This window comes from Verrucomicrobiota bacterium (genome assembly GCA_019247695.1).
Taxonomy (GTDB): Bacteria; Verrucomicrobiota; Verrucomicrobiia; order Chthoniobacterales; family JAFAMB01; genus JAFBAP01.
This window is the reverse complement of sequence record JAFBAP010000015.1, coordinates 26,682-51,300: the sequence shown is the minus strand read 5'-3', so window position 1 is coordinate 51,300 and position 24,619 is coordinate 26,682. Positions and strand designations below refer to the sequence as shown.

The following is a 24,619-nucleotide window of genomic DNA, read 5'->3' as shown; positions in this document are numbered from 1 at the left end:
GGGTGTCGGGTGTCGGGTGTCGGGTGTCGGGCACGAGCTTGGGGAAGAGTCGCGGATGTCAAGCCTGTAACTCTTCTTTCCGCCGTGGTTCGCCGTGTTCGCCGTGTTCGCCGTGTGAACTCTTACGCTGTGCCCCCCGTGTGACCTTAAGCTGGGTCAATCCGTGTAATCTGTGGATGTTTTCCCTTTTCTACGTTCGTCTGCGTGTTCTGCGGATGATTGCTGCCTCCGAACGCCGAACTCCGAGCTCCGAACTCCGAACATTTCTTTCCTATTCACGTTGGAACGATTCGAGTTCTGCGTAGACGTATCCGACAAAAATATCCGCTTCCACGCGCAGCGGAACTCGCAGCTCATCATCGGACAGCCAGGCGCGACCGCTCTTGAACTTTTTATGCTCCTTGAGCTGGAGGTTCTTGTCGATCCGTTTGAGCTGGAGGTCGAGCTTGATGGCGGGCCGCTCCTCTCCGGCTGCCCGGATCCGTTCACGGCCGAGCACCGTGACGGTCGCCAGGTAAGGGGCGTTTGAGGGCCAGACGATGAACGTCTCTTTCTGGCCCGTCTGCAACGGCGTGCTTCGAAGCCAGAGAACGGCGCTCTGAATGTCAAATGCCGGCGTGAGGTCGAAGGTGTTGGGCTTTGACGGATTTTTTTCCGGGGTAACCTCGCGCAGCGCAACCAGGCGATCCGGTTTATAATCGATGTTGGTCCGGACCGTTTCCGCCCGGTAGCGTTCTTCCTGGAAAAGGTGCAGCGGGTGCAAGGTGGCGCGATCGGTGGTGCTTCGAAAGGTCACGTCCAGCCGGAAGAGCGTTCGGGGAAAACCATAGGTGCCGCCCGTGGCATCAGACTCATAGACGCCGTGTCCGGCCTGGAATTGAACCTCCGCCCGGGCAGCCGGGAACCCGCTCCACCCGAAGCGGTAGACCATGCGCATGGCAGGCGGAGGCGTGAAGTTCCCGGGAGGGCGGCGGGAGGTCAGATCCTGGAACCATTCCGGCTTACCTTCCGCCCCCTCCGCTGCCCCTGCCACCAGTCCGGCCCAGATGAGCAGCGCGATGCTTAGCCGGATCACGGGATGATCCTCTCCGCCGCGGAATTTTGAATCCAACCGACGACGCCGGCTTGCGAACGGCATTGCATCCATTCGCCGCGCTCTTTTAAGATTGCGACTTGCTGGCCCTCGCCAACCGTCTCGGCAATGCGTGCGCTATGTGCCGGGCCGATTTTGAGGTCAACGGATCCGGGTAAAATGATTGCCCCTTGAAGGTCTTTGTCACCGCGGCCGATCCACAGCGTCAGCCCAAAGCTCACGATGAAGGTGACGCTTGCGAGCAGGACCGTAACCCGGGCGAGGTCGCGCCACGCGCCGCGGGCGCTCGACCAGATGATGGTGCCGAAAATTGCCACCCAGAGCGCAACGGTGTCGATCCACGGGTACAGATCGGCGTGACGGTTAAGCTCTTCGGACAACTCGGAAGGCGGATCCTGACCGGTTTGCTGCAGTGCGAAACGCAAATTGGCTTCCGCATCCGCCGAGGTGGGTTCCAGAATCAGTGCGCGGCGGTAATTAAGGACGGCGCGGCCGCGCTGCCCCAGTTTCCACCAGGCGTTACCCAGGTTATAGAAAACCGAGGGGCTGTAAGTCCGGGCGTATAACAGCTGGAGATAATCGCTCTTGGCCTCCTCAAATTTACCCGCTTGATACGCCTGGTTGGCCGTCGCCCACACATCTTCGGTGGATGCAGCTCTGGCCGCTGCGCCGGAGAGGAGCGGGAGCGGCAGCAGCAACACCAACACCAACACCAACACCAACAGCGGCATGAGCAAGGCCGCGAGCCTCGGGCCCGTCGCGCATCCGGATAATACCCCTGGGTCCGGGAGCTTCCGGCTCGGGCGCGGCGTCAGGGCAATGCTTCCCATTGGCGAATGGCTTCCTTGATTTTGCGGCGTTCTTCTTCTGACCAGGCGGTCTGAGTGCCGGTGCTGAACGCAACTTCCTCACGCCGGCGCAACGCCTGCTTGAGGTTCCGCTTCAGTTCCTCGGGTGCATCTTTGCGGTCGAGGAGGTAATCGGCTTGCTGGTAAGGACCCCGGCCCCGGGTGCGGATCAACGCCCGCAACTCGATGAGACGCCGGGCGGCATCCAACGCGGTTTTCGGGTCGGCGGCATTCAACTGGCGCAGGCGCTGGTGCCGTTCGTACCGGTAACGCAGTTCAGGCCCGTAAGCCCCATAAAACCGCCCGGCCACATTCAGCAGAAACCAAAGCAGGAAAATGGTTGCCGGAATAAGTTGCGTATACCAGAAGACCGGGCGGTCAAGCACTGACTGGAAAGAGCCGACCGGCAACGGCTTCACCTGGATCGGGTGCAACCCCGCGTTTCCGTCCTCCCCACCGGGAGGTTTGTCGACCGATTCGCCGTCGCTGGTGCTTACCGAAGGTGGAGCGTGGTTAAGCGGTGAACCACTGATCTCGACCGGGACGGCCGGCGCCTTGGCTTCAGCGTAGGTTTCCGCCACGGGATCGAAATAGCTCAACACCACCTCGGGGCTCCGCGTCGTCACCGCCTCCGCCATCAGCGGGAAGTTGAACGTCTTCACGGCGCTGACTCCGACGTCATCCAGCAAGGTCAGGTCTTCAGACGGATGGTAACTGTGCCAACCCTTGGTCTCGGTCAGAGTCGGCTCCTCCATCCGGTCGAAGTTCCCCAGGCCGCGCACTTCAATCCGTAACGTCACCGGATCACCTACCTTCGCGCGCCGGGGCTGGATGGAGGAGACGACCGTGAACTGGCCAACCGCACCCGAGAAGTTAGGCGGGCGTCCTGCGGTGGGAAGCGGTTTGATCTCCAGCGTGGTGCCGTTGGTTTCCACCTTCACGTCTTTGCGAGGCCCGGAATCAAACAAGTCCGCAAAAGGCGCTTGATCGAAAAAATCATCAAAGCCGTTCGGCCGGTGGCGTGTGAGCGGCAGGTGGAGCAGAAACTCCTGGTAGGCGGAGTGCAGTTCCAGTTTGCCGGCTTTTACGCCGCTGATCGCGGTCTTATAAATCAGGACGCTGAATTCCTTACCGCTGATAAACTGCCGCTTTTCGATCGGTTCCGGGTAACGCCGGGTGACAAACCCATCGCCGTCGATGATCGGCAGCTGCCCCTGCGGGTACGGCTGAAACGAGATGCGGTGATCGAAATAAAATCGTAACTCGATCGGGATCTGTTCGCCGACAAAGGCCGAATCTTTAGGCACGATCAGTTCGCCGAAAAAAGGCTGCTCGTTGGCGCCGGCACTGCCCGTGCCGCCCTGCGTTGCCTGCAGTTCCAATTGCGGCGTCTGGTACGTCCGGCCGTCCACTATCAGCGGCACGGAGGGAATGCGGAACGACCCGGGCCGGGTGGGGGTAACCACGTAGCTGAAGATAACGCTGGTGGTCGCCTGCAAGTTCAAGTCCTGAATCTTGGTGGCCTGACCCGTGAAGGTGATGGAAAGGCCGTCCACCTGAAAGTTCGGCGGCTCTTGCGGGTGACCATTGGCCACCTCGATCTGCAGCTGAACGGGTTGATTAACTTCGGTGACGGAATCCGACAGGTACGCTCGCAGCAAGGGTTGGGCCGAATCCGCGACCGGCAGCATCGCCCATCCCGCAAACCAGCCCAGCAAACACCACCAAATCCAGTTCCAGCACTTCATTTTACCAATCTTTTGTTACGGCCCGGTCTCGCTTATGATGATTGAGGTCAACGCGATCCTCGTCACCTCGCAATGAATCCAGCAATCCGCGCGCCTCGTCGGCAGACATTCGTCCCGGTTTTTCTTCGCCCTGATTCGGGGTGGGGGGAGTTTGCTCATCCCCTTCTCCGCGCTCGCGCACATCGCCGTTTTTATCCGCGGGGGTGGAATCCGGTCCGGGCTTGTCACCCTGGGTATCCCCCGGATCGTCCGGCCCCGCGCCCTGGTCGGTATCCGAATCATCGGGAGAGGAGGGTGCGGAAGGCTCGAGAGATTGCCCGCCGTTAGGACTGGGACGGCTGCGCTGGCGGCCGTTTTGTCCTTTGCGCCCCGGACGCTGGGCCCCGTTTTTCTGGGCCTGTTCCTGCCGTTTCTTTTGCTCCTCGGTTTCCTTGATCCGGCGTTTGAGGATCTCGAGATTCTTTCTTGCCGCCGCGTCGCTCGGGTCCAGTTCAAGCGCCTGTTCGTACTGATATTGCGCGTCGTAATACCGGGTCAACCGGCCTTCGAGATCCTCCTGGGCATCGCCTTGTTTGAAAAGCGTGTTGCCGGCGTTGTAGTAGGCGTGCTGCCGGATGGTCGAATCCGGGCTGTTCATCGCCTTGGCATAGCTTTCGAAGGCTTGCTCGTATTTGCCGACCCGGTACCCCGCGTCGCCTGCATTGTAGTTAAGCAGGGGATCGTCAGGCCGGCGCTGAAGTTCGTCCTGGAACGCCTCGAAAGCCCGTTGGTAATCGCCGCGTTGGTACAATTCGAGCGGCGTTGCGGCCATGACCACCAACAACGTTGCCATCAGCAGGGCAAGGGCGGGAGCCGCCGCGGGCAGTTTTCTCCGACCCAGGGCGGCTGTGATTGATGAATCGGCCGGGGGGCGACGATTTGAAATCAGGAACGACGCCAGCAACAAAGCCAGCCCGACGGCAAGCGGGATCTGGAAACGTTCGACCGGTACCCGGAACGCACGTTCGTCGCCCCGGTGCTGGGTGATGCGGGCGAGGCCCTCATTGATCAGGCGCCGCACGGCGGTTGCTTCCAGGCGGGTGTAGAAGCCGCCGGTCGCCTCGGCGATCGCCCGGAGGCCCTCCTCATCGAGCCGGCTCAACACCACGCGTCCGGAACGGTCCCGAAGGGGGAGACCGGACGGCAGGACGATGTTGGCGCCTTCCGGCGTGCCGACGCCGACAGTGAAGATCCGGATGCCGAGCTTGGCCGCTTCACGAGCCGCGACCAGACCATCTCCCTCCAGTTCTTCGCCGTCCGTGATCAGGACCAGGGCGCGGTAACCGTGCTCGGTTTTGCCGAAGGCCTGCATGCCTGCGCGAATGGCGGCCTCGAAGTCGGTGCCCCCGCGCTCGACGGTATTGGTATCAAAGCGGGCCAGGGTCGATCGCAGGGTGGTGAGGTCGGCCGTAAGGGGCGCTTCCAGCTGCGCTTCCCCGGCAAACGCAATCAGCCCGATCCGGTCCGTCGGCGAACTGCGGATGATATCTTCAGCGGCCAGTTTGGCCCGGGTCAGCCGGTCAGGGCTGATGTCGGCGGAGAGCATGCTCCGCGAGGTGTCGACGGCAATCAGGATATCCCGGCCCTGGCGGGTAACCGGCCGTTCGGTGTAACTCCACTGCGGCCGTGCAAGGGCCACCACCGCTCCGGCCAAACCCATCAAAAGCAAAATGCGCTTCAGCCAGCGACGCGTCCGGGAGACCTCCTCAACCAGCCGGCTCCGCAGCCGCGGCGCAACCAGCCGTTCCAGGCGCCGGCGAACGGCGGCATCCCCGCGCGACATGCAGAAATACAGGAGCGGGATCAGCAGCAACGCTGTAAACCAGAGGGGCTGCGCAAACGTCATGGGATCTGTCTCCAGAGGGTTTCACCGCAAGCCGATCCACCGGCCACCAGGACGGCGCCCAGACCTGCGAACCAGGCAAACAGATCCCGATAAGTGCGGTACTCCTGGACGGCGATCTCATGCTTTTCCAGATGGTCGATGTCCGTGAAGATGTCGCTCAACCCGCGGGTGTCGGTTGCCCGGTAAAATTTACCGCTGCCGATCCGGGCAATCTGCCGGCAGGCATCTTCCTGGAACGGCATGTACTCCTGGGTGTAGAACTTGTTACCGAACTGGTCGGTAGTCGGAAACGGCACGAGGCCGTTGGTGCCGGTCCCGATCGTATAGATCTTTATGCCGATGGCGGCGGCCGCTTCGGCGGCGGTCAGGGGCGGCACCTTGCCTGCGTTATTGTCGCCGTCCGTCAGGAGGACGATCACGCGGCTTTTGACGTTGGGGTCGCGCAAGCGGTTGGCGCCCGCCACCAGCGCTGAGCCGATCGCGGTGCCATCCTCGGTCAGCCCGATCTGAAGCCGTTTCAGGTTCGCCAGCAGCCAATCATGATCCAACGTCAGCGGGCTCACCATGTACGGCCGGCCGGCAAACGCGATGATTCCGATGCGGTCGCTGGGCCGGCCCTGGATGAAGCGTTCGGTCACCTGCTTGACCACGTCGATCCGGCTCGCCCGTTCGCTGCCGATCTGGAAATCCTCAGACAACATCGATCGGGACACGTCGAGCAACAGCATGATATCGATGCCGCTGGCGTGCACGCTGGACGTTTCTTCGCCGGCCTGAGGCCGGGCCAGCGCCAGGATCAAAATGCAGCACCCCATCCCGATCAACGCGGTTTGGAACCAGAGGTGCGGCGAACGCAGGGCGGCGGCCACCTCCAGGTTGCGAACAGGGGCGAAGCTTACCCCGGCCGGCCGGTGAAAACGTCGGTGGTACAGCCACACGGTCGGTAAAACCAGCAGGAGCAAAAGAAACCACGGTTGCTCAAAGCGAAAATCCGAATTCACGAAACCTGATCGATAAAGGCACGAGCTTGTTCAAGCAGATTTTCGCTCGCTTCCACTCCCGGATCAACCCGGGCGTATTTGATTTGGTCGCAAGCGCCCAAAAAGTCCGCGAGCAACTCCCGCAGGGGCGGGGTGAAGCTTGGATGAGGCAGGATCGAAGCGAGAAATTCAGGGGTGGTTTGCTGGGTGGCGCGCAGGCCGTACCGGCGCATCACGTACTCGCGCAGGATATCGGAGGCTTCGATGCTGGTTCCATACGCCGACAACTTGGCGAGCCGCCCTTCCAAGTCGGCCAGTTTGGTCCGCGCCCAGGCGGTCGGCTCCGGAGGCGGGATGACCGCCGGCTTCGGATTCGGCCACAGCAGGTACGCGAGCAGAACGGCCAGGAGCAGGCCGGTCAGAATGGCAAGAATCACCCAAACCGGGTCAGAAACCACGGGAGGACGGATGTCTTCGATCTCCTCGCCGGCCCCCAGAAACAAGAAAACCGCAGCCGTCATGAGGTTTTCATGCGTTTCTCTCGACGGAGAAAGAAAGCACGTAACGCGGGAAAGTAATCCTGGTCCGTCCGCAAGGTAACCGTGTCGATGCTGTATTGCCGCAACAAATGATCCCGCTGCCGGCGCTGCGCCTCTGCTGCCTGCGAAAAAGCGGTGCGTACGCGCCGGTCCGCGGAATTGACCTGAAACCTGCGCCCGGTTTCAGGGTCGACGGCCGAGATGATGCCTACGTTCGGTAATTCGAGGTCGCCCGGATCTTCCATCGGTACGGCGATCAGGTCGTGACGGCGGCTGGTGATCGCCAGCGGGCGCTCGTAACCCTGATCCTGAAAATCGGAGAATAAAAAGACGACGGCCCGCCGCGTCGTTACACGATTCAAAAAGGTGAGCGCTCCATGCAGGCTGGTTCCGCGACCTTCCGGCTCGAAGTAGAGGATCTCCCGAATCAGCCGGAGCGTGTGGGTCCTGCCTTTGCGGGGCGGCACGAACAGTTCGATCCGGTCGGTAAACAGCAGCAAACCGACTTTATCGTTGTTGCGGATGGCGCAGAAAGCCAGCAGCGAAGCCGCTTCGGCGGCAATTTCCCGTTTGCTCGCCTGACGGCTCCCGAAACCTTCGGAGGCGCTCAAATCCACCAGCAGGATCACCGTCAGTTCACGTTCTTCCACGTATTTCCGAACGTAAGTTTCGCCGGTGCGCGCCGTGACGTTCCAGTCGATGGTGCGGATTTCGTCGCCGATCTGATACGGTCGGAATTCGTCGAAATTCATGCCCCGGCCTTTGAATACGCTGTGGTACTGGCCTGAGAATGCGTTCTCCACGAACCTCCGGGTGCGCAGCTCCAGGCGCCGGATTTTCTTAATTATATCTCGCGTGGACTGCATTGATTGATCCAAGGGTGCCGCCAGGAGATATCTCGGGTGGCCTGCATCGGTTCAGGGTACGGCCAGGCCGGCGAAGATTTTTTCGACGACCGTCTCGCTGGTGACTTCTTCGGCTTCAGCTTCGTAACTCACGACGATCCGGTGGCGCAGCACGTCAGGCCCGATGCTCTTGACGTCGTGCGGCGTCACGTAACCGCGTCCGTTCAGAAACGCATGCGCCCGTGCCGCCAGGGTCAGATAAATCGTCGCGCGCGGTGAGGCGCCGTACCGGATCAAACCTTCCATGCCCAGCTTGTATTGGGCCGGGTGCCGGGTCGCCCAGACCACATCCACGATGTAATCCTTGACCCGGTCGTCGATGTAGATCTGGTTCACCAGTTCGCGCGCCGCCAGGATCCGCTCGGCCGCGACCACCGTCTGGACGTCCAGTTTCGGCGAGGAGGTTCCCATGAGATCCAGGATCTTCCGTTCTTCGGCTTTCGTCGGGTAATCCACCTTGAGTTTGAGCATGAAACGGTCAAGCTGCGCCTCCGGCAACGGGTAGGTGCCCTCCTGTTCCAGTGGGTTTTGAGTCGCCATCACCAGGAACGGGTCCGGCAGCGGAAAACTGTTCTCACCGATGGTGACCTGGTGTTCCTGCATCGCTTCGAGCAGGGCGCTTTGCACCTTGGCCGGCGCACGGTTGATCTCGTCCGCAAGGATCAGGTTGGCGAAAATCGGGCCGAGTTTGGGGCGAAACTCGCCGTCCCGCGGATTATAAACCAGCGTGCCGATCAGGTCGGCCGGCAGCAGGTCCGGGGTAAACTGGAGACGCCGGAATTCGGTGCCGATGACCGCGGCCATTGTCTTGACCGTCAGCGTCTTGGCCAGACCGGGAACCCCTTCCAGCAGGATATGACCGTTTGAGAGCAGACCGATTAAAAGTCGTTCAATCAGATAATCCTGGCCGACGATGACGTGGCGAAGTTCGTTTTGTAACGGCTCGATCCATTCGCCGGCCTGTTGAATCTGCTTGGTGATCGTCTCAGTCGACATGGACATAGCTAAGCACGGATTTACAACTTGAGAAGGGTCGCACATGCCGGGCCGCACAACCCGCGTCCCGCCCTTCGATTTGGGTTGAAAGCTTATCAAAAGCGTTCATCCTGAGGTGGATTGTACCCTACGCCCTGGCAGAAGAAGACACTTTGGAACGCGATTACAGGGCTTTCTCTCCTCGTAATCGGTGGGCTCGTGGCCCTTGTCATCTATCTGACCACAAAAATCCTCGTTTTTTTGCAGCCGTTCCTGTTTCCGGTAGCCATCGCCGGGGTGCTCGCCTACCTGCTTGAGCCGCTCGTGAGCTGGCTGGCCCGCTGGCGGCTTCCCCGCGTGTTCGCGGTCGTCGTGGTTTTTGCCGGCTTTGTGACCGGCGGAGTCTCACTTCTGCTCGTGATCGGGCCGTCCATTTACTCGGAGAGCGTAAAATTCTCCGCGGCTTTGCCCGGCTACGTTGACCGGGGTTGGCACCTCATTGACGATCTGCTCGAGGAAAACCTGGCCCGCTTGCCGCAACTGACCTCGCATAACCATGGGCATTACGAAAATCCGGCGCCCCAACCCGAGCCGCCGGGGGCGAATTCCAGTCCGACGCCATCCGCGGGCCTGGAAAGTCTCCGGGATGATCCGTACGTGCAGCAGTCACTGCAGTACCTCAGAGAACAGTTGCCCAGCTTCGTCCAGCGACTCTGGGCCGTCGGCCAGTCGAGCCTGACCGGTGTCTTCGGCGTGTTCGGGATTCTGTTCGGAATGCTGGCCGTGCCGCTTTACCTGTTCTTCTTCCTGATGGAGAGCCCGCGGATCGCGCAGTCCTGGACCCACTACCTGCCGTTGCGCAAATCGGAGTTTCGAGACGAGGTTGTGATCGTCCTCTCGGACATCAACCGTTACCTCATTAACTTCTTCAGGGGCCAGTTGGTCGTCAGCATGATTGACGGTTGCCTGACGGCCACCGGGCTTTCGATCCTCGGCTTGCAGTTCGGCTTCCTGATCGGGTTGCTGCTGGCGTTTCTCGGCCTGATGCCGATCGTGGGGTTTGCCGTTTGTTACATCCCGGCTGTGCTGATCGCGCTGGTCCAATTCAACGACTGGATTCACCCGCTCTGGGTGAGCGCCATCTTTTTCATCGTGCAGCAGATCGACGGTATCGTCGTGGCGCCCCGCATCGTCGGCAACTCCGTCGGCCTCCACCCGATGACGGTGATCTTTTCCGTGTTTCTCTGGACCCTCGTGCTCGGCGGCCCCCTGGGCGCGATCCTGGCCGTGCCCCTCACCGCCACCCTCAAAGTCCTGCTGCAGCGGTACGTGTGGGAACGGCAACGCAAGCTGTTCTTCGACGATGTCGATAAGGCGGACGCCGAGATCGAAATCGCGACGTGATGGTAGCGCGTAACTGGTAACGGGTAACTGGTAGCTGGTGCGAGTTCGGAGCTTTTGCTGCGGCATTCCCAGTACCGGATGCCGCCGTCAAAGTCAGCGTTGATTCGTCTCCTCGCCGTCGCCGGGGAAAACCAGTTACCAGTTACGAGTTACCCGCAACCCGTTATCCCATGTGCTGGATGAGATTGTCGCCGAACTCCGAGCACTTGATTTCGGTCGCGCCTTCCATCAGGCGGGCAAAATCATACGTGACCCGTTTGCTGGCGATCGCGCCGTTGAGACCCTTGATGATGAGGTCGGCCGCTTCGGTCCAGCCCAGATGCCGAAACATCATCTCCCCTGAAAGCACGACGGATCCAGGGTTTACGCGGTCCTGGTTGGCGTACTTCGGCGCCGTTCCATGGGTGGCTTCGAAAATGGCGTGACCGCTATGGTAATTGATGTTGCCCCCGGGGGCGATCCCGATACCACCGACCTGGGCGGCCAAAGCGTCCGACAGGTAATCGCCATTCAGGTTAAGGGTGGCGATCACGTCGAAATCGTCCGGCCGGGTGAGCACTTGCTGCAGGGTAATGTCGGCGATGGCGTCCTTGATGATCACTTTGCCTTCGGCCTGCGCGCGTTTTTGCTCTTCGTTGGCGGCCGCCTCGCCCTTTTCCTTTTTCGTTCGCTCCCAGCGAGCCCAGGAATAGGTCTCGTCGGCGAACAGGGTGTCAGCCAGTTGGTAGCCCCAGTCGCGAAATGCGCCTTCCGTGAATTTCATGATGTTGCCTTTGTGCACGAGCGTGACCGACTTCCGCTTCTGCGCAATGGCATAACGGATGGCGGCCGCGATCAGCCGGTCGGACCCCAGGCGACTTACCGGTTTGATGCCGATCCCGACTTCGATCTTGGGCTCGCCAAGGCGCGATTCGTAGGCCAGGAACCCCTTTGTGGCGTCTTCCGTGCCGAACCGGATCTTGCCGAATTCTTTCGGAAACTCCGTTTGAAGAAATTTGAGGAAACGTTCCGCCTCCGGACTGCCGGCCGGAAACTCTATGCCGGCATAAATGTCCTCGGTGTTTTCCCGAAAGATGACCATGTTCACCTTCTCGGGACGGCGGACCGGCGAAGGCACACCCTCGAACCATTGGACGGGCCGGAGGCACACGTACAGGTCCAACAACTGGCGCAACGCCACGTTGAGCGAACGGATGCCGCCGCCCACGGGAGTGGTCAGCGGGCCCTTGATGCCCACGAGGTATTCCCTGAAGGCGTTAACGGTGTCATCCGGCAACCAGTTATCAAACCGCTGTTTTGCGGCCTCGCCGGCAAACACCTCAAACCACACAATTTTTTTCTGGCCCTTGTAGGCCTTTTCTACGGCCGCGTTGAAAATACGTTCGCTGGCCGCCCAAATGTCCGGGCCCGTGCCATCACCGCGAATGAACGGGATGACCGGGTTATCCGGGCAATGTAGTTTTCCGTCAACGATCGACACCTTACCGCCTTCCGGCGGCTGCACTTGTTGGTATGACATAATCGGCAGGAGAACAGGGGAACAGGGGCGGAGGCACCGGGAAGAACAATGGGTCACCCAAAAATCCGGGGTGTGCAAATGGAAATGGAAGCGGGACCCGGGAGGCGGCGGCGGGGTGGCTTGGTGCGGCCGGGCAGGAAGCCCCTGAGAGGGTGCTCAGGTTTGCAGCCGATTCGGCTGGCGGTTGAAAAATGCGCAGGCTATGTTTAACTCGGGCATCCAAAAGGTTAACGTCCTTAAATTTCGTCCTTTATGCTCGTGACTGAGGCTGGCGCTACCGATCGTCTCCATGCGGACGCGGAGGAATTGGCGGATCTCGCCATGAAGCTTCAGCGTCGGTTCCTCCTGCAACTTTCAGAGGAACTCGGACGCGGCAGCGTCTCGTTTCCGCAGTTTTTCCTGCTGACGTACCTGGTCCGGCATGAGTTCCTGACCATGTCCGGGATCGCAGCCAGGATGGGGCACACGACGGCGGCAGCCACCGGTCTGGTCGATCGGCTGGAAAAACTGGGCTACGTCCAGCGTTCCCATGCGCAGGATGACCGTCGTAAAGTGATCGTCAAGATCACCCGCAAAGGTTCGAATCTGGTGGCACGCATCCGCCAGGACATGATCAACAAGATCAGCCTGGTGATGCGCGACAGACTAACTCCGGAAGAAAGTAAGACCTGGATCGAAATTTATCGAAAGATTTCCGACTTTTGCGAAATATCCCCCACTAAAGCATGAGACCCGTTATCGCCGTTTTTGCCGCAGGAATTTTCTTTGCTTGGAATTGCGGTGCCGGAGAAGCCCCGGGGAGAATCACCTATCGGAGCCACCCGCTGGCCATCGATGAAGCGGTGCAGCTGGCCCTCCGGCAAAACCCTTCGATTCTGGAGCAGGTTCAGGAACTGAAACGGCAGCGCGGCATCGTGCTGGTGGCGCAATCAACGCTCCTGCCGCAGTTGACGATGACCGGCACCTATTCGAAGACCGATCCGGCATTGCTGCACACGAGCGGCGGGAATACTTCCTCGACCTCAAACCTCGACCTGGTTGCGGCGCCGGCCAATCTGCCGGCCGGTACCCCGCTGACCACTTCCAATACCGCGAGCGTACCCCTGAACCAGCTCTTCGGCGGCGTCACGAGCGCCATCAGCGGAACGACTGACAGCTGGGTGGTGCAGCTTTACGTTTCGCAGACCTTGTGGAACGGCGGAGCGGACATCGCCGCCCGGCGCCAGGCGCGCATCAGCGAGGATGCGGCGTACTACCAGTTGCGCGACACCATTGACCAGGTGGTCGCCAACGTTCGCACCCAGTTCGACCAGATCCTCCTCGACCGAGCGCTCATTCAGGTCCAGGAAGAATCGGTCAACCTCCTGCAAAGCCAGCTGGCTGACCAGCGCAGCCGATTCGAGGCTGGAACGGTCCCCCAGTTCAACGTGCTTCAGGCCGAGACCCAGCTCGAAAACCAGATCCCGTCCCTGATTACCGCGCGCAACAACTACCGCATCGCGCAGCTCACGCTCGCGCGCACGCTCGGCATCCCGGCAGACCAGCAGTACGCCTCGGATGAACCCTTGCCGGTAGCCGGGATGCTGACCTACACCCCGATCCAATTTGATCTGGCCTCGGCCCTGGCGATTGCGCGCGCCGACCGCCCGTTCCTCAAGGTACAGCGGTCCAACGTTCTGGCGGGGGTTGAAAACGTCACGGTCCAGGCGGCCGGCTTCCAGCCGACCATCACGGCCCAGGCGGGCCTCGAACAACGTAACGATCCGAGCTCAACGCAGCTGACCAAAACACGAGAAGGCTGGTTCCTCGGTCTGTCCGGGAGCTGGAACATTTTCGACGGCTTCAGAACTTACGGAAATGTGAAGGAGGCGCGCGCCAGCCTGGAACAGGCCAAAGCCACCTTTGATGACGCCGTGCGGCAGGTCGAGCTCGAAGTGGCCACGGCGGTCAGCAATCTGCGGAACGCCCAGGAAACCATCGTCAGCACCCAGAAGGCGATCGAGGAGGCCCGCGAAGCCCTGCGCCTCTCGAATGAACGCCTGGCGGCCGGTACCGGCACCCAGCTCGACGTGCTGAATGCCCAGACCCAGTTGACCACGGCCGAGACCAATTTCGTGCAGGCTGAGTTCAACTACATCTCAGCGGTCATCGAGTTCCAGCGTTCCACGGCCACGGAAATCAAGTACAATAATGAGTTTGACTCGGCGACGGCGCGTCCGTCCACGCTGACTACCGGCGAGGCGAGCAAGGCGGCCAAGTTCCGCCACGATTCGCCGTTGGACCCTGACAAGCCGGCGACGGCTAAAGCCAAGCGGATCTCTCTCACCCCGCCTGCCGGCAAGGTTGACTTGCGGAATAATGACTGAGCCGGTGGTGCTCGCGTTTCCGGCGCTGTCCGCCGTCCCTGGGGTGCAGCATGGATTTGTGTGCCGCGTGCCCGGCCTCGACGTGGCCGTCGACCGGGAAACGGCGCTGGCCCGCCTCGTCGAGATTCATCGGCGGGTGCTGCGCAGGGCAGGGGTGCCGCCGCTGCGCAGCGCCGAACAGGTGCACGGCGGAGACGTCGCGGTCATCGACTCGAGTTCTCCCGAGGTCGCGGCCCGGGCCGATGCGTTGCTGACGTGCGATCCAGGCGTGACTCTCGGAATTGTTGTGGCCGACTGTTGTGCGGTTTACCTGGTTGACCCTCGAAGCCAGGCGATCGGGCTGATCCATTCCGGGAAAAAAGGTACCGAAGCGAATATCGCCGGGCGCTGCGTCCGGACGATGTCGGAAGCGTTCGGCACAAACCCGCCGGACCTGGTTGCCCAACTCAGCCCTTGCATTCGCCCGCCGGAGTATGAAATCGACTTTGCCGCTGAAATCCGGCGACAGTTGGCCGCAGCCGGCGTGGGCCGGATCGCCGACGACGGGGAAAACACGGCCACCGACCTGACGCGCTTCTATTCGTACCGCAAGGAACGCGGCAGGACCGGCCGCATGCTTGCGTACCTGGCCACACGGCGGTCATGGTGAGGTGCCGGGCAAACGACAGAGTTCACACGGTCACACGGTGGCCGCAGCGGGTGTGGCGGGCACAACGTAAGAGTTCACACGGCGAACACGGCGAGCCACGGCGACCACGGCGGAAAGAGGAATTACAAGCTTGACAGGGGCAGCGCTCCCCCACGATTCACCCGACACCCGACACCCGACACCCGACACCCGACACCCGACACCCGACACGCTCTTCATTTGTGGCACTTGACGATGTCCAGTAACTGGCTGTTTCCGGAACGAAGCTTTGACGCCGCTGAACGCGAGCTCATGGACGAAGATCAGCCGATCTCCCCGGAGCTCATCTGCGACCTGCACAACCTGCAGCGGTTAAACCGCTGGTTCGGCAGCTACGCGTTGGTTGAACATTTTCTGCGGCGATGGTTCCGGCCCGGGCACCGGGCGTCTCTGCTGGATTTTTGTACGGCGACGGCCGACATCCCAAGGTACATCGTCGATTGGGGACGGGCACGCGCCGTCGCCATCCGGGTGGATGCCGTCGATTTTCAAGCCTCGACCCTGGCGTTGGCGGAAGCCCAATGCGCTTGTTACCCTGAGATCAGACTGATCCGTGCGGACGTGACGCGCTTCCAGCCTGAAGCCGCCTATGATTATGTGTTTTGCTCCCTGGCGTTGCATCACTTCAGCGATGCTCAGGCCGTGGCGCTCTTGCGCCGCGCTCGGATGTTCGCGCGGAAAGCGGTATTAATTGCGGATATCGAGCGGTCCGATCTCAGCCTCCTCGGGATCTACCTTCTGACTGAGTTGGCATTCCGGCAGCGAATGACCAGGCACGACGCGCGGATGTCGATGCGCCGGGCGTTCGCGGCCGCCGAGTTCAGGGCCTTGGCCCGGCAGGCCGGGTGGCAGCATTTCGGGTATCGCCGGTTTCCTGTGGCGCGCCACGCGATCTGGCTTGAAAACCCAGGCGTGACCTGAAATGAGGACCCTATGCGTGTCCCTGATTTGGTGGTCCGGAGCGTTTTCCTGATTTGTCTCGTGCCGGCCGCTGCCGGGTTTGCGCAGGAAGTGGTGCCGGATCCGGCCCTGTTTCAGCTCGAAGTGCAACGAGGCGCTCAGGCACGTTTGGAGCGCGTGGTCGAGGAAGCCAGCGGCGCAAAGGTCGCGGCCGTCACCGTTTCGAAGCCGGGGCCCCTTTTCTGGAGCGTCGAACTGCGGGTACCGGCCCTCAAGTTTCAGGCGGGCAAACGTTACCGGTGTGCCTTTCGCGCCAAGAGTTCTTCGCGGGAATACGTCTACGTCGTGCCGGAAAAGGCCACCGGTAACCAGGCCTCACTGGTTCAGGGGACCAACGTGGCGCTCGGCGATCAATGGAAGACTTACACCGTGGAGTTTACCCCTTCTGAAAACGCCGATCCCGCTCGCCTGACGTTCAGCGATCTTTCGGTTGACCAGAGCACCTTCTGGTTCGCCGAACTCAAACTGACGGAGGAGTAGCGGGTTCGGAGTTTGGTCACACGGCGGGCACAACGTAAGAGTTCACACGGCGAACACGACGGAACACGGCGACCACGGCGGGAAGAGGAAAGAGTTCGGAGTTCGGGGTTCGGGGTTCGGGGTTCGGGGTTCGGAGTTCGGAGTTCGGAGCGGCGGCATGCGGGGTGGGTGCGAGTGTCAACTTTGAGCTGCCCCCAGGTCCTCTTAATCTGTGTAATCTGTGGATGTTTCCTCTTTTCTGCGTGTTCTGCGGATCCGCTGCGGGTGATGTTCTGGCGCGACACTGCCTAAGGGTGTGCGATGGATGATCGTCCTCTTCCCGCCGTGTTCCGCCGCTGGAATCCTTTAAACCAAAGATCGATTGAAGGATGAGTCCGGCATGTTGATGCCAGGCGATGCAAACCAGGGGGAGTTCGATTTTGAAAAATACTAAGGAGTTGGTTCTATGCTCTGCAGACGTTTGTTCCCGCTCGTTTATCTTACGCTATCATTGATAGTTCCGGCGTGGGCCCAGACCACACCGCCCGCTTCCGGCTATCCTACCCGCTCAACGACCGAGAACCTGGCCCTGAAGCGCTACGTCGTCACCGGAGATCGCGCCTACATCGTCGGTACCCAGGATGGTGGCTTTCCTGCGATCGGATGGCATATAAAGGGCCACATGGGCGGCGTATGGTCGCATCCGATCAAATTGCTCGATTCCTACCGATTCCTGCTTGGGGGGACCGCGCTGCCGGCCGTCCAAAAGTTCACCTCTGCCCCGGGATTTGTCCGGCTCGACTACCCGGTTTCCGGCGTTACGTCCGGGCTGCAAATCAGCCGGACCGAGTTCTCGCCGGACGGTTTGCCGGTGGCGTTAATAGGGCTGGAGATTCAGAACACGACCGCCCAGCCCGCCAGCACCACGCTTGCCTTCCAACCTACCAGCGAGATCCTGCCGGCTTACCCATGGTCCGACACCACGCTGACTTCGGATCAGCTCGACCAGAAGGATAACGTCAGTTTTGATCCGCTGATTTCCGGGTTGTCGTTCTCCGAGCCCGGTAAACCGTGGTACGCGCTCGTTGCAGGGCGGGTCACGGACCGCGGTCCCCAGGACGTCATCCGTTTCGTGGGCGCCAACCTTTCCTCGAACACGGCTGACCTCGGCAAGAAAGCCTCCGGGCAGCTTGGTTGGCAGCTTACTATCGCTCCGAACTCGACCGTGAAGCTTTGGCTGGCAGTCGCCGGGACGCACCTGGACAAATACGAAGCGTACGCCGCTCTCTTCCTTGGGTTAGGGAACCCGGATGGTTTGCTTGCGGCGAAACTCGGCCGACGCCTGGCCCTCCTGCCGCTGAGTAATGCCAGCATCCCCGACGCCACCGTTCAGGCTGCCTATGACTGGGCCAAGCTGAACCTGGCCGACATGCGCCGCAACGTGTTCGGTGCCCAGATCCGCGATACCAACGAAGGAAAGCAGTACCCTTCGCCGCTAGCCTATTTCTTCCTTCTCAGCGGCATCGGGGCCGGGTACCCGGATTACCCTTGGTTTTTCGGCACCGACGGTTCGTACACCACTTTCCCGCTGGTTGCCGTCGGGCAATGGGAAGCGGCCGAAGATCATCTGCGAACCATCCGCGAAGTCTCGCGGGCGGTGAACGGTGCAACCGGCAAAGTGCTGCATGAGATCGTCACGACCGGTGACATCTACTTCGGTACCAACGCGCAGCCCGGCGACACCAACGAGACGGCGGAGTTCGCAACCGCCGTCGCCACGGTATGGCGGTGGTCGGGCGATAACGCGTTCCGCGACGAAAACTACGAGTTTATCAAGGACGGGCTCAACTACATCACGACGCAGCTGGTTTCGAACGGAGACGGCTGGCCGGAAGGCGCGGGCATGGTGGAAGCCGCGGGACTGGGGGCGAAGAAACTCGACGTCGCCGTCTACACGATCCGAGCCTTGCGGGACCTTGCCCAAATGGCCAGGAATAAAGGCGATCTCGCGACGTTCAACTGGGCCGCAGGCCAGGCCGAGGCCCTGGCGGCAAAGTTTGACCACGACTGGTGGGACCCGAGCCAAAACCTCTATGCTGACTCGCTGGCCCTCAACCACGCGGTGCCGACGGATCCGAGCGCGACGTTGGGAACCCAACCCATCACCCAACTCCAGCAACTCTATTGGATTAATGCCACCCCGATGGAAACCGGCATCGCCCCACCGGATCACGCCGCGACCGCTTTTCCGACGCTGGAAGGACCAATCTTCACCGGCGACACAGGCTTTTACCAACAAGGGCAGGATCCTGACCGGGGAATCAAGGGCAGCCGCCAAGCCTCTGCCCTGAACACCTCAGTCATGGCGGTCGCCGAGGCGAACTACGGCCGGATGAGCGAATCACTGCGGTACGTGACCTTTATCGCTTCGGAACTCGACACCGAGCAGCCGGGTGCGTTGCCGGAACTGTTCGACAGCCCGGATTACGCCTACTTCCAGGACTTTACCGCTCGCGCCATGGTGATGCAGGCCTGGTCGTCGTACGGAATCGAATGGCCCGTGATCTATCATTTTTTGGGAGTTCGCCCTGACGTCCCGAACCGCGAAATCCTCGTCGTGCCGGAGCTTCCGCCTGAATGGCCTGCTTTATCCGCGGACAACATCCGGGTCGGCGCCGGGACGATGAGCGCGTCGGCGACGCAGAACGGGGCGCACTACACGACCCAGGCCAGTACCCCGAGAGGGTTTCAGCTGAAGATCGGCTACGCATTGCCGCCGGCCAGCGTCATAACCTCCGTCACCCTTAACGGCAGCCCTTCGGCTTACGAAGTCCGCGACACCCACCGCGGCCGGGAAGTGATCGTTACTACCAACTCTGGCCAGGGCACGCGCCTGGATATAACGAGCCAGTAGAAGTTCGGTCACACGGCGGGCACAGCGGGTGTGGCGGGCACAACGACTGAGGTTCACACGGCGAACACGGCGGGCCACGGCGAACACGGCGGAAAGAGGAGGAAAGGGTTCGGAGTTCGGAGTTCGGAGTTCGGAGTTCGGAGTTCGGAGTTCGGAGTTCGGAGCGGCAGCATGGGGAGCGGGTGCGCGTGTCAACCTTTGAGTTGCCGCCCGGTCCCCTTAATCTGTGTCAATCTGTGTAATCTGTGGATGTTTTCTCTTTTCTGCGTTCTCTGCGTGTTCTGCGGATGACTTGATCTTTCCGCCGTGTGCGCGTGACCCTCGGGGGAGATCGGAACCGGTGATATGATGTCTCCGAACTCCGAACGCCAAACTCCGAACTCCTCTCTCTCTCCGCTGCACCCGCCGTGTGATCGAGCGACGTAATAGTGAGGAAGGAGGCGTATCAGAATAAGATGCCGTCGATTCCGTTAAGAAATTTCGGCAAACATGGCGACCAGATTTCCGCGCTGGGCCTGGGCGGGCACCACCTGGGCGACGCTGAGGATGAACAAACCGCGGTCCGCATCGTGCACGAGGCCGTCGACGGCGGCGTCACCTTTTTCGACAACTGCTGGGAGTACAACCGCGGCAAATCGGAAAACTGGATGGGCAAGGCCCTGAAGGGCCGCCGCGAGCGCGTGTTTCTGATGACCAAGGTGTGCACCCATGGCCGTGACGGTTCCCTGGCCACCCAGATGCTGGAAGAATCGTTACGACGCCTCCAGACCGATCACCTCGATTTATGGCAGATTCATGGGGTCTCATTCGATAATGATCCGGACCTTTTCATCCGTCCGAACGGTGCGGCTGAGGCCCTGGATCGGGCAAAGCGGCAGGGCAAGGTGCGGTACGTAGGGTTTACCGGGCACAAAGACCCGACGATTCACCTTAAAATGCTGGCGACGGGATACCCGTTTGACGCGGTGCAGATGCCGCTGAATCCTTTTGACGCAACATTCCTCAGTTTCGAAACGCAGGTGATCCCGGAATTGAACCGGCGCGGGATCGCGGCGTTGGGGATGAAACCGTTCAACGGAAAAGGCGAGCCTCTGAAAAAGGGGCTGCTGACTGCCGAGGAAGCCCTTCGGTACGCCATGAGTCTGCCGGTCGTGACGACGATCACAGGGGTGGACAAGCTCGACGTGCTGCATCAGAACCTGCAGATCGCACAGAATTTCCAGCCCATGGCGCCGGAAGAGATGGAAGCGCTGAGGTCGCGTTGTCGAGCCGTTGCCGCTGATGGACGATTCGAACATTACAAGGTGTCGTTGCGATATGATAATCCCGAGGCACGCCTGGCTCACGGGTTTCCGATTGACCAGCAGCAAACGGAGGTAAAAGAAATGCTGAAGGAAAGCGACAACACCGGGCGCCCCTATCCGGAGATGAAATCGTGAGCGGGCCGCCCTTGGAGAATTCCTGGAAGGTAAACCGGCGGGATTTTGTGAAAGGAGCGGCCATGGCAACGGCAGGATCATTGATCGGAGGCCAAAGTCCGGCGCAGGCGGCCGGCGGGCCTGTCCAACCTCCTGGTGAGTCACGGGTTGATGCCGGCAAGGTTCCGCAGAAACTGCTGGGCCGGACGGGCGTCAACGTCTCGGCGTTGGGGGTGGGGGGCTACCACCTGGGCACGGCCAAGAGTCAGCAGGAATCGACTGAAATCGTCGCCCGTGCTCTGGACGCGGGCGTGAACTTTTTCGATAACGCCTGGGAGTACCACGAAGGGGAAAGCGAAAACCGGCTCGGCAACGCGCTTCAGGGCAAACGTGACCAGGTAATTCTGATGACCAAAGTTTGCACGCATGGACGCGGCAAAGACGTTGCCATGCGCATGCTGGAGGAATCGTTGCGAAGGCTGAAAACGGATCACCTGGACATCTGGCAGATTCACGAAGTGGTGTACCACAACGATCCGGATTTGATCTTTGCGCCCGGCGGGGTCGCCGAGGCGCTGATGCTCGCTAAGCAGCAGGGCAAAGTCCGCTTCGTGGGTTTCACCGGTCATAAAGATCCGGCGATTCATTTACGGATGCTGGCGCACGATTTTCCTTTCGACACGGTCCAGATGCCTTTGAACTGTTTCGATGCCACGTTCCGCAGTTTTGAAACCCAGGTCTTGCCGGAGGTAAACCGGCGGGGCATGGCAGCGTTGGGCATGAAGAGCCTGGGGGGAAGCGGCGAAATGATCACCAGCGGGATGATTACTCCGGAGGAAGGGTTGCGCTACGCGATGAGCCTGCCGGTCGCGACTACCATCAGCGGCATGGATTCGCTGGCTGTGCTCGAGCAAAACCTCGCCATCGCCCGGGATTTCAACCCTATGGAGCCTGCCGAGATGGACGCCTTGCGCGATCGGGTCCGCACCTTCGCGGCTGACGGGCGGTACGAGCGTTTTAAAACCACCAAGTTTTACGACGCCGACATCGGCCGGCAGCAGCACGGTTATCCGACCTCGAAGGAACTGCCGTTTTAGAAGGTCAGACGCCGGGCCCGGCCTGATGCCGTTCAAGGTAGAACCGCGCGAGTTCTGCGCGGCTGCACTTGCCGCGGTCGTTTACCGGTAATTCGGAAACGACGAGGACGTCGCGCGGCAATTGCCATCCGCTGAGCCCGGCGCGGCAGTGTTCCTCGATCTGGCTGCGCGTGACCGCCGGGCCGGCGACAACGTACGCGATCAGCTCTTCGTTACGGTTTGGCGAGGGAATGCCGAAAACGATCGCATCAATCACGCCCGGGTACCGGCGAAGGTGTTCCTCGATCATCGAGGGATGCAGCTTCTTGCCGGCCACGTTGATAAAATCGGACACGCGGCCGTAGAGCCGCAGGCCCGCCTCCGTGGAGGTTACCAGATCTCCCGGTCGAAATCGTGCCCCGTCCAGCACTTCCGGTTCGGCGATCGGCAGATAACCGTCGGCAACATTGGGGCCGTAGACTTCGATCCGGTCGCCCTCGACCAGCCGGATTTCTACCCCTTCCATCGGGGTGCCCGCAAAGCCGGTCGGCTGATCCTGACGACCTACCCGGTCATAAGCGATGCCGCCGCACTCCGATGAGCCGTAAAAGCTGTGAATCACCAGGCCGTAACGGCGCACAAACTGGCGCACCACCTCCGCGGCCAGGGGAGCCCCTGCCGAGATGCAAAGCCGCACCCGGCCGAGATCTTCCGTGCCGGGCAGCGCCGCCAGGGCCTGGAAGAGGGCCGGCGTACCCGGGAACACGGTGCTGCCGGATTCCCGAAGCTGCTGGTGCAATGCGCGCGGCAACCGGTCGTGCGCGCAGACCAGCCTGGTTCCCTGCCAGAGCAGCGGGGTGACCAGGTTGCTGAACCCATAGGAGTGCGAAAAGGGAATTACGCCGAAATTTATGTCCTCAGGCCTGATGCCCATGGTGGCACAAATGTTCCGGCAGTCGGCCGCAAGGTGGCGTTCGCGACAGCAGACGGCGCGGGGCAAGCCGGTGGTCCCGGAAGTGATCTTGAGCACGTCGGGCGCGGGCTCACCCCAAGCCAGGCGGTCCCGTTCGAAAACCTCGACCGTCCCCCCGGGCCTGATCACCGCCTGAGCCCGGGCCAGGGTCGCTACCCTGGATAGCTGGTCCTCCGGGATGCTGCTTTCAACGGGAACCAGCACCAGCTCGAGGTCGAGGCAGGCCAGGAATAACGCCGGCCAGCCGGGTGCGTTACCCAGTTGTCCAAGGACGGCGGATCGGTGCGGCAAGCCTCCCAGTGCGTCCCGCCAGGTCCGGCGTTCCTGCTCGATCCCGGCGAAAGTCCGGAGTGGTGCGCCGTCCGGCTGGAGAATCGCCGGGCTCTCACCATTTCTGGCCAGGACCTGGGCCCAAGCCTCGCTGAAACGCCCGGGTTGCACTTGCGTCGAAGTCACACTGTGGTACCTTTTCGTCCTTTTAATAATGAAGGCCGGCATTCATCCTAATTACGTTGAGACCACGATTGTGTGCGCCTGCGGTGCGCACTATCACACCAGGTCGACCCGTCGCGACATCAAAATAGGTATCTGTGCGGCTTGTCACCCGTTTTTTACAGGCGAACAAAAGTTTGTAGATACGGCCGGCCGCGTAGAAAAATTTGCGCGTCGTTACGGCAAAACTTTGGTAGCCAAAGGTCGAAAATAAATCCGCTTTTTGGTTTGAGGACGGTGAGCGCGCGGAAAGCGCGATCACCGTTTTCTATTTATGGACTTCGCGCCACTCATCGAGCAGAAGAAAAGGCGATATCAGGAGCTGGAATCCCAGATTACTTCGGGATCCCTGTTTGCAAATCCGAAGCAGGCCAAGGAGATCATGCGCGAACACGCGCGCATGAAGCAGATGCTCGATACGTGGGATCAGTTTGCGCGGAGCCGGAAGCAGCTGGCCGACAATCGCGCGATTGCCCTTTCGGGTGATCCTGAACTGGCCGAACTGGCCGAACTCGAGATCCCGGAGCTGGAGCAGCGCGTCGAGCGATTGTCGAAGGAGGTGCAGGTGGCCCTGCTGCCTCCCGAGCCTCACGAAGATCGGGACGCGATCATGGAGATTCGTGCCGGAACCGGCGGCAACGAGGCCGCCCTGTTTGCGGCCGACCTTTTCCGCATGTACAGCCGGTACGCGGAAGGACGCGGCTACAGAATCGAGGAGCTGGAAAGCAGCCCGTCGGAGCTCGGCGGGTTCAAGGAGATCATTTTCAAGGTCAGCGGCGAGGCCGTGTTCCGCGCCTTGCGCTACGAGAGCGGCGTTCATCGGGTTCAACGAGTGCCGGTGACCGAAGCGCAGGGCCGGATCCATACTTCCACCGCCACCGTCGCGGTCTTGCCCGAAGCGGAAGAGGTGGACGTTGAATTACGGCCGGAAGATCTTCGGATCGAAGTTTGCCGGGCAGGCGGACCTGGCGGCCAGGGAGTTAATACGACCGACTCAGCGGTCCAGGTCCTGCATATCCCAACGGGCAGAATCGTCCGTTGCCAGGACGGCCGCAGCCAACAAAAGAACAAGGAAAAAGCGTTGACGATTTTGCGCGCCCGCTTGCTTGAGGAGAAACAGCAGGAGGAAGCGGAAAAATACTCAGCCCACCGGCGCAGCCTGATCGGCTCCGGCGGACGCGAGGAAAAAATCCGGACTTACAATTTTCCACAAAACCGGGTGACCGATCACCGGATCGGTCTGACCTTGTACAACCTGGACCTTTTCATGGAGGGACAGATGGACGAGATGGTGGCGGCGCTGCAGGCCAGCGATCTCGAACAACGGTTGCGCGAAGCCGGTCTGGAGGCGGCTGCCGCCTAACTTCGGAAGGCTTT

21 protein-coding genes are annotated in these 24,619 nt (G+C 61.0%); 11 read left to right on the top strand and 10 right to left on the bottom strand.

Annotation, left to right across the window (positions count from 1 at the left end; genetic code table 11):
* Positions 1–271: 271 nt before the first annotated feature.
* The 8 genes from JO015_01565 to JO015_01530 are packed head-to-tail and all read right to left on the bottom strand — an operon-like array spanning position 272 to position 9,000.
* Positions 272–1,075, bottom strand: a complete 804-nt coding sequence (locus JO015_01565; protein ID MBV9997778.1) for a DUF3108 domain-containing protein — start codon at positions 1,073–1,075, stop codon at positions 272–274.
* A complete protein-coding gene (locus tag JO015_01560; GenBank protein ID MBV9997777.1) occupies positions 1,072–1,923 on the bottom strand; it encodes a hypothetical protein in 852 nt (283 codons plus the stop codon). The genes JO015_01565 and JO015_01560 overlap by 4 nt, the downstream gene beginning before the upstream one ends.
* Positions 1,905–3,689: a protein BatD gene (locus JO015_01555; GenBank protein ID MBV9997776.1), complete on the bottom strand. Its 1,785-nt coding sequence runs from the start codon at positions 3,687–3,689 to the stop codon at positions 1,905–1,907. The genes JO015_01560 and JO015_01555 overlap by 19 nt, the downstream gene beginning before the upstream one ends.
* Before the next feature lies 1 nt (position 3,690).
* On the bottom strand, positions 3,691–5,574 hold the full coding sequence (locus tag JO015_01550; GenBank protein MBV9997775.1) for a VWA domain-containing protein: 1,884 nt from the start codon (positions 5,572–5,574) through the stop codon (positions 3,691–3,693).
* Positions 5,571–6,575 (bottom strand): VWA domain-containing protein, encoded by a 1,005-nt coding sequence (locus JO015_01545; protein MBV9997774.1) that lies wholly within the window; start codon positions 6,573–6,575, stop codon positions 5,571–5,573. The genes JO015_01550 and JO015_01545 overlap by 4 nt, the downstream gene beginning before the upstream one ends.
* On the bottom strand, positions 6,572–7,075 hold the full coding sequence (locus tag JO015_01540) for a hypothetical protein (protein MBV9997773.1): 504 nt from the start codon (positions 7,073–7,075) through the stop codon (positions 6,572–6,574). Before JO015_01540 ends, JO015_01545 begins: the two co-directional genes overlap by 4 nt.
* Positions 7,072–7,959 (bottom strand): DUF58 domain-containing protein, encoded by an 888-nt coding sequence (locus tag JO015_01535; protein MBV9997772.1) that lies wholly within the window; start codon positions 7,957–7,959, stop codon positions 7,072–7,074. Before JO015_01535 ends, JO015_01540 begins: the two co-directional genes overlap by 4 nt.
* A 51-nt stretch (positions 7,960–8,010) precedes the next feature.
* Entirely contained in the window at positions 8,011–9,000 is a 990-nt protein-coding gene (locus tag JO015_01530; protein ID MBV9997771.1) for a MoxR family ATPase, read from the bottom strand.
* Between the two features lie 192 nt (positions 9,001–9,192).
* Between JO015_01530 and JO015_01525 the strand changes: the two genes are divergently transcribed.
* On the top strand, positions 9,193–10,377 hold the full coding sequence (locus tag JO015_01525) for an AI-2E family transporter (protein MBV9997770.1): 1,185 nt from the start codon (positions 9,193–9,195) through the stop codon (positions 10,375–10,377).
* Positions 10,378–10,540: 163 nt separating this feature from the next.
* On the opposite strand, the gene icd is transcribed toward JO015_01525, so the two are convergent.
* On the bottom strand, positions 10,541–11,896 hold the full coding sequence (icd, locus tag JO015_01520; GenBank protein MBV9997769.1) for an NADP-dependent isocitrate dehydrogenase: 1,356 nt from the start codon (positions 11,894–11,896) through the stop codon (positions 10,541–10,543).
* Between the two features lie 252 nt (positions 11,897–12,148).
* Between icd and JO015_01515 the strand changes: the two genes are divergently transcribed.
* The 8 genes from JO015_01515 to JO015_01480 all read left to right on the top strand — a co-directional run bounded on the left by JO015_01515 (position 12,149) and on the right by JO015_01480 (position 21,798).
* Complete coding sequence (locus JO015_01515; protein ID MBV9997768.1) at positions 12,149–12,625, top strand: MarR family transcriptional regulator; 477 nt, start codon at positions 12,149–12,151, stop codon at positions 12,623–12,625.
* Positions 12,622–14,262 carry a TolC family protein gene (locus JO015_01510; GenBank protein MBV9997767.1) on the top strand — a complete coding sequence of 547 codons (1,641 nt, stop codon included), beginning with the start codon at positions 12,622–12,624 and terminating at the stop codon, positions 14,260–14,262. Before JO015_01515 ends, JO015_01510 begins: the two co-directional genes overlap by 4 nt.
* Positions 14,255–14,911, top strand: coding sequence for a laccase domain-containing protein (locus JO015_01505; protein ID MBV9997766.1), 657 nt, complete (start codon positions 14,255–14,257; stop codon positions 14,909–14,911). Before JO015_01510 ends, JO015_01505 begins: the two co-directional genes overlap by 8 nt.
* 234 nt (positions 14,912–15,145) lie before the next feature.
* Positions 15,146–15,871: a methyltransferase domain-containing protein gene (locus tag JO015_01500; GenBank protein ID MBV9997765.1), complete on the top strand. Its 726-nt coding sequence runs from the start codon at positions 15,146–15,148 to the stop codon at positions 15,869–15,871.
* 12 nt (positions 15,872–15,883) lie between these two features.
* Positions 15,884–16,390 (top strand): carbohydrate binding domain-containing protein, encoded by a 507-nt coding sequence (locus JO015_01495; protein MBV9997764.1) that lies wholly within the window; start codon positions 15,884–15,886, stop codon positions 16,388–16,390.
* 445 nt (positions 16,391–16,835) lie between these two features.
* Complete coding sequence (locus tag JO015_01490) at positions 16,836–19,283, top strand: hypothetical protein (protein ID MBV9997763.1); 2,448 nt, start codon at positions 16,836–16,838, stop codon at positions 19,281–19,283.
* Between the two features lie 455 nt (positions 19,284–19,738).
* A complete protein-coding gene (locus JO015_01485; protein MBV9997762.1) occupies positions 19,739–20,722 on the top strand; it encodes an aldo/keto reductase in 984 nt (327 codons plus the stop codon).
* Positions 20,723–20,784: 62 nt separating this feature from the next.
* On the top strand, positions 20,785–21,798 hold the full coding sequence (locus tag JO015_01480) for an aldo/keto reductase (GenBank protein ID MBV9997761.1): 1,014 nt from the start codon (positions 20,785–20,787) through the stop codon (positions 21,796–21,798).
* A 4-nt stretch (positions 21,799–21,802) separates the two neighbouring features.
* On the opposite strand, the gene JO015_01475 is transcribed toward JO015_01480, so the two are convergent.
* Positions 21,803–23,206 (bottom strand): acyl--CoA ligase, encoded by a 1,404-nt coding sequence (locus tag JO015_01475; protein MBV9997760.1) that lies wholly within the window; start codon positions 23,204–23,206, stop codon positions 21,803–21,805.
* Between the two features lie 28 nt (positions 23,207–23,234).
* Here JO015_01475 and rpmE point away from each other — a divergent pair, with 28 nt between their 5' ends.
* Complete coding sequence (rpmE, locus tag JO015_01470) at positions 23,235–23,456, top strand: 50S ribosomal protein L31 (GenBank protein MBV9997759.1); 222 nt, start codon at positions 23,235–23,237, stop codon at positions 23,454–23,456.
* Between the two features lie 60 nt (positions 23,457–23,516).
* Entirely contained in the window at positions 23,517–24,605 is a 1,089-nt protein-coding gene (gene prfA / locus JO015_01465) for a peptide chain release factor 1 (protein ID MBV9997758.1), read from the top strand.
* Positions 24,606–24,619 lie beyond the last annotated feature (14 nt).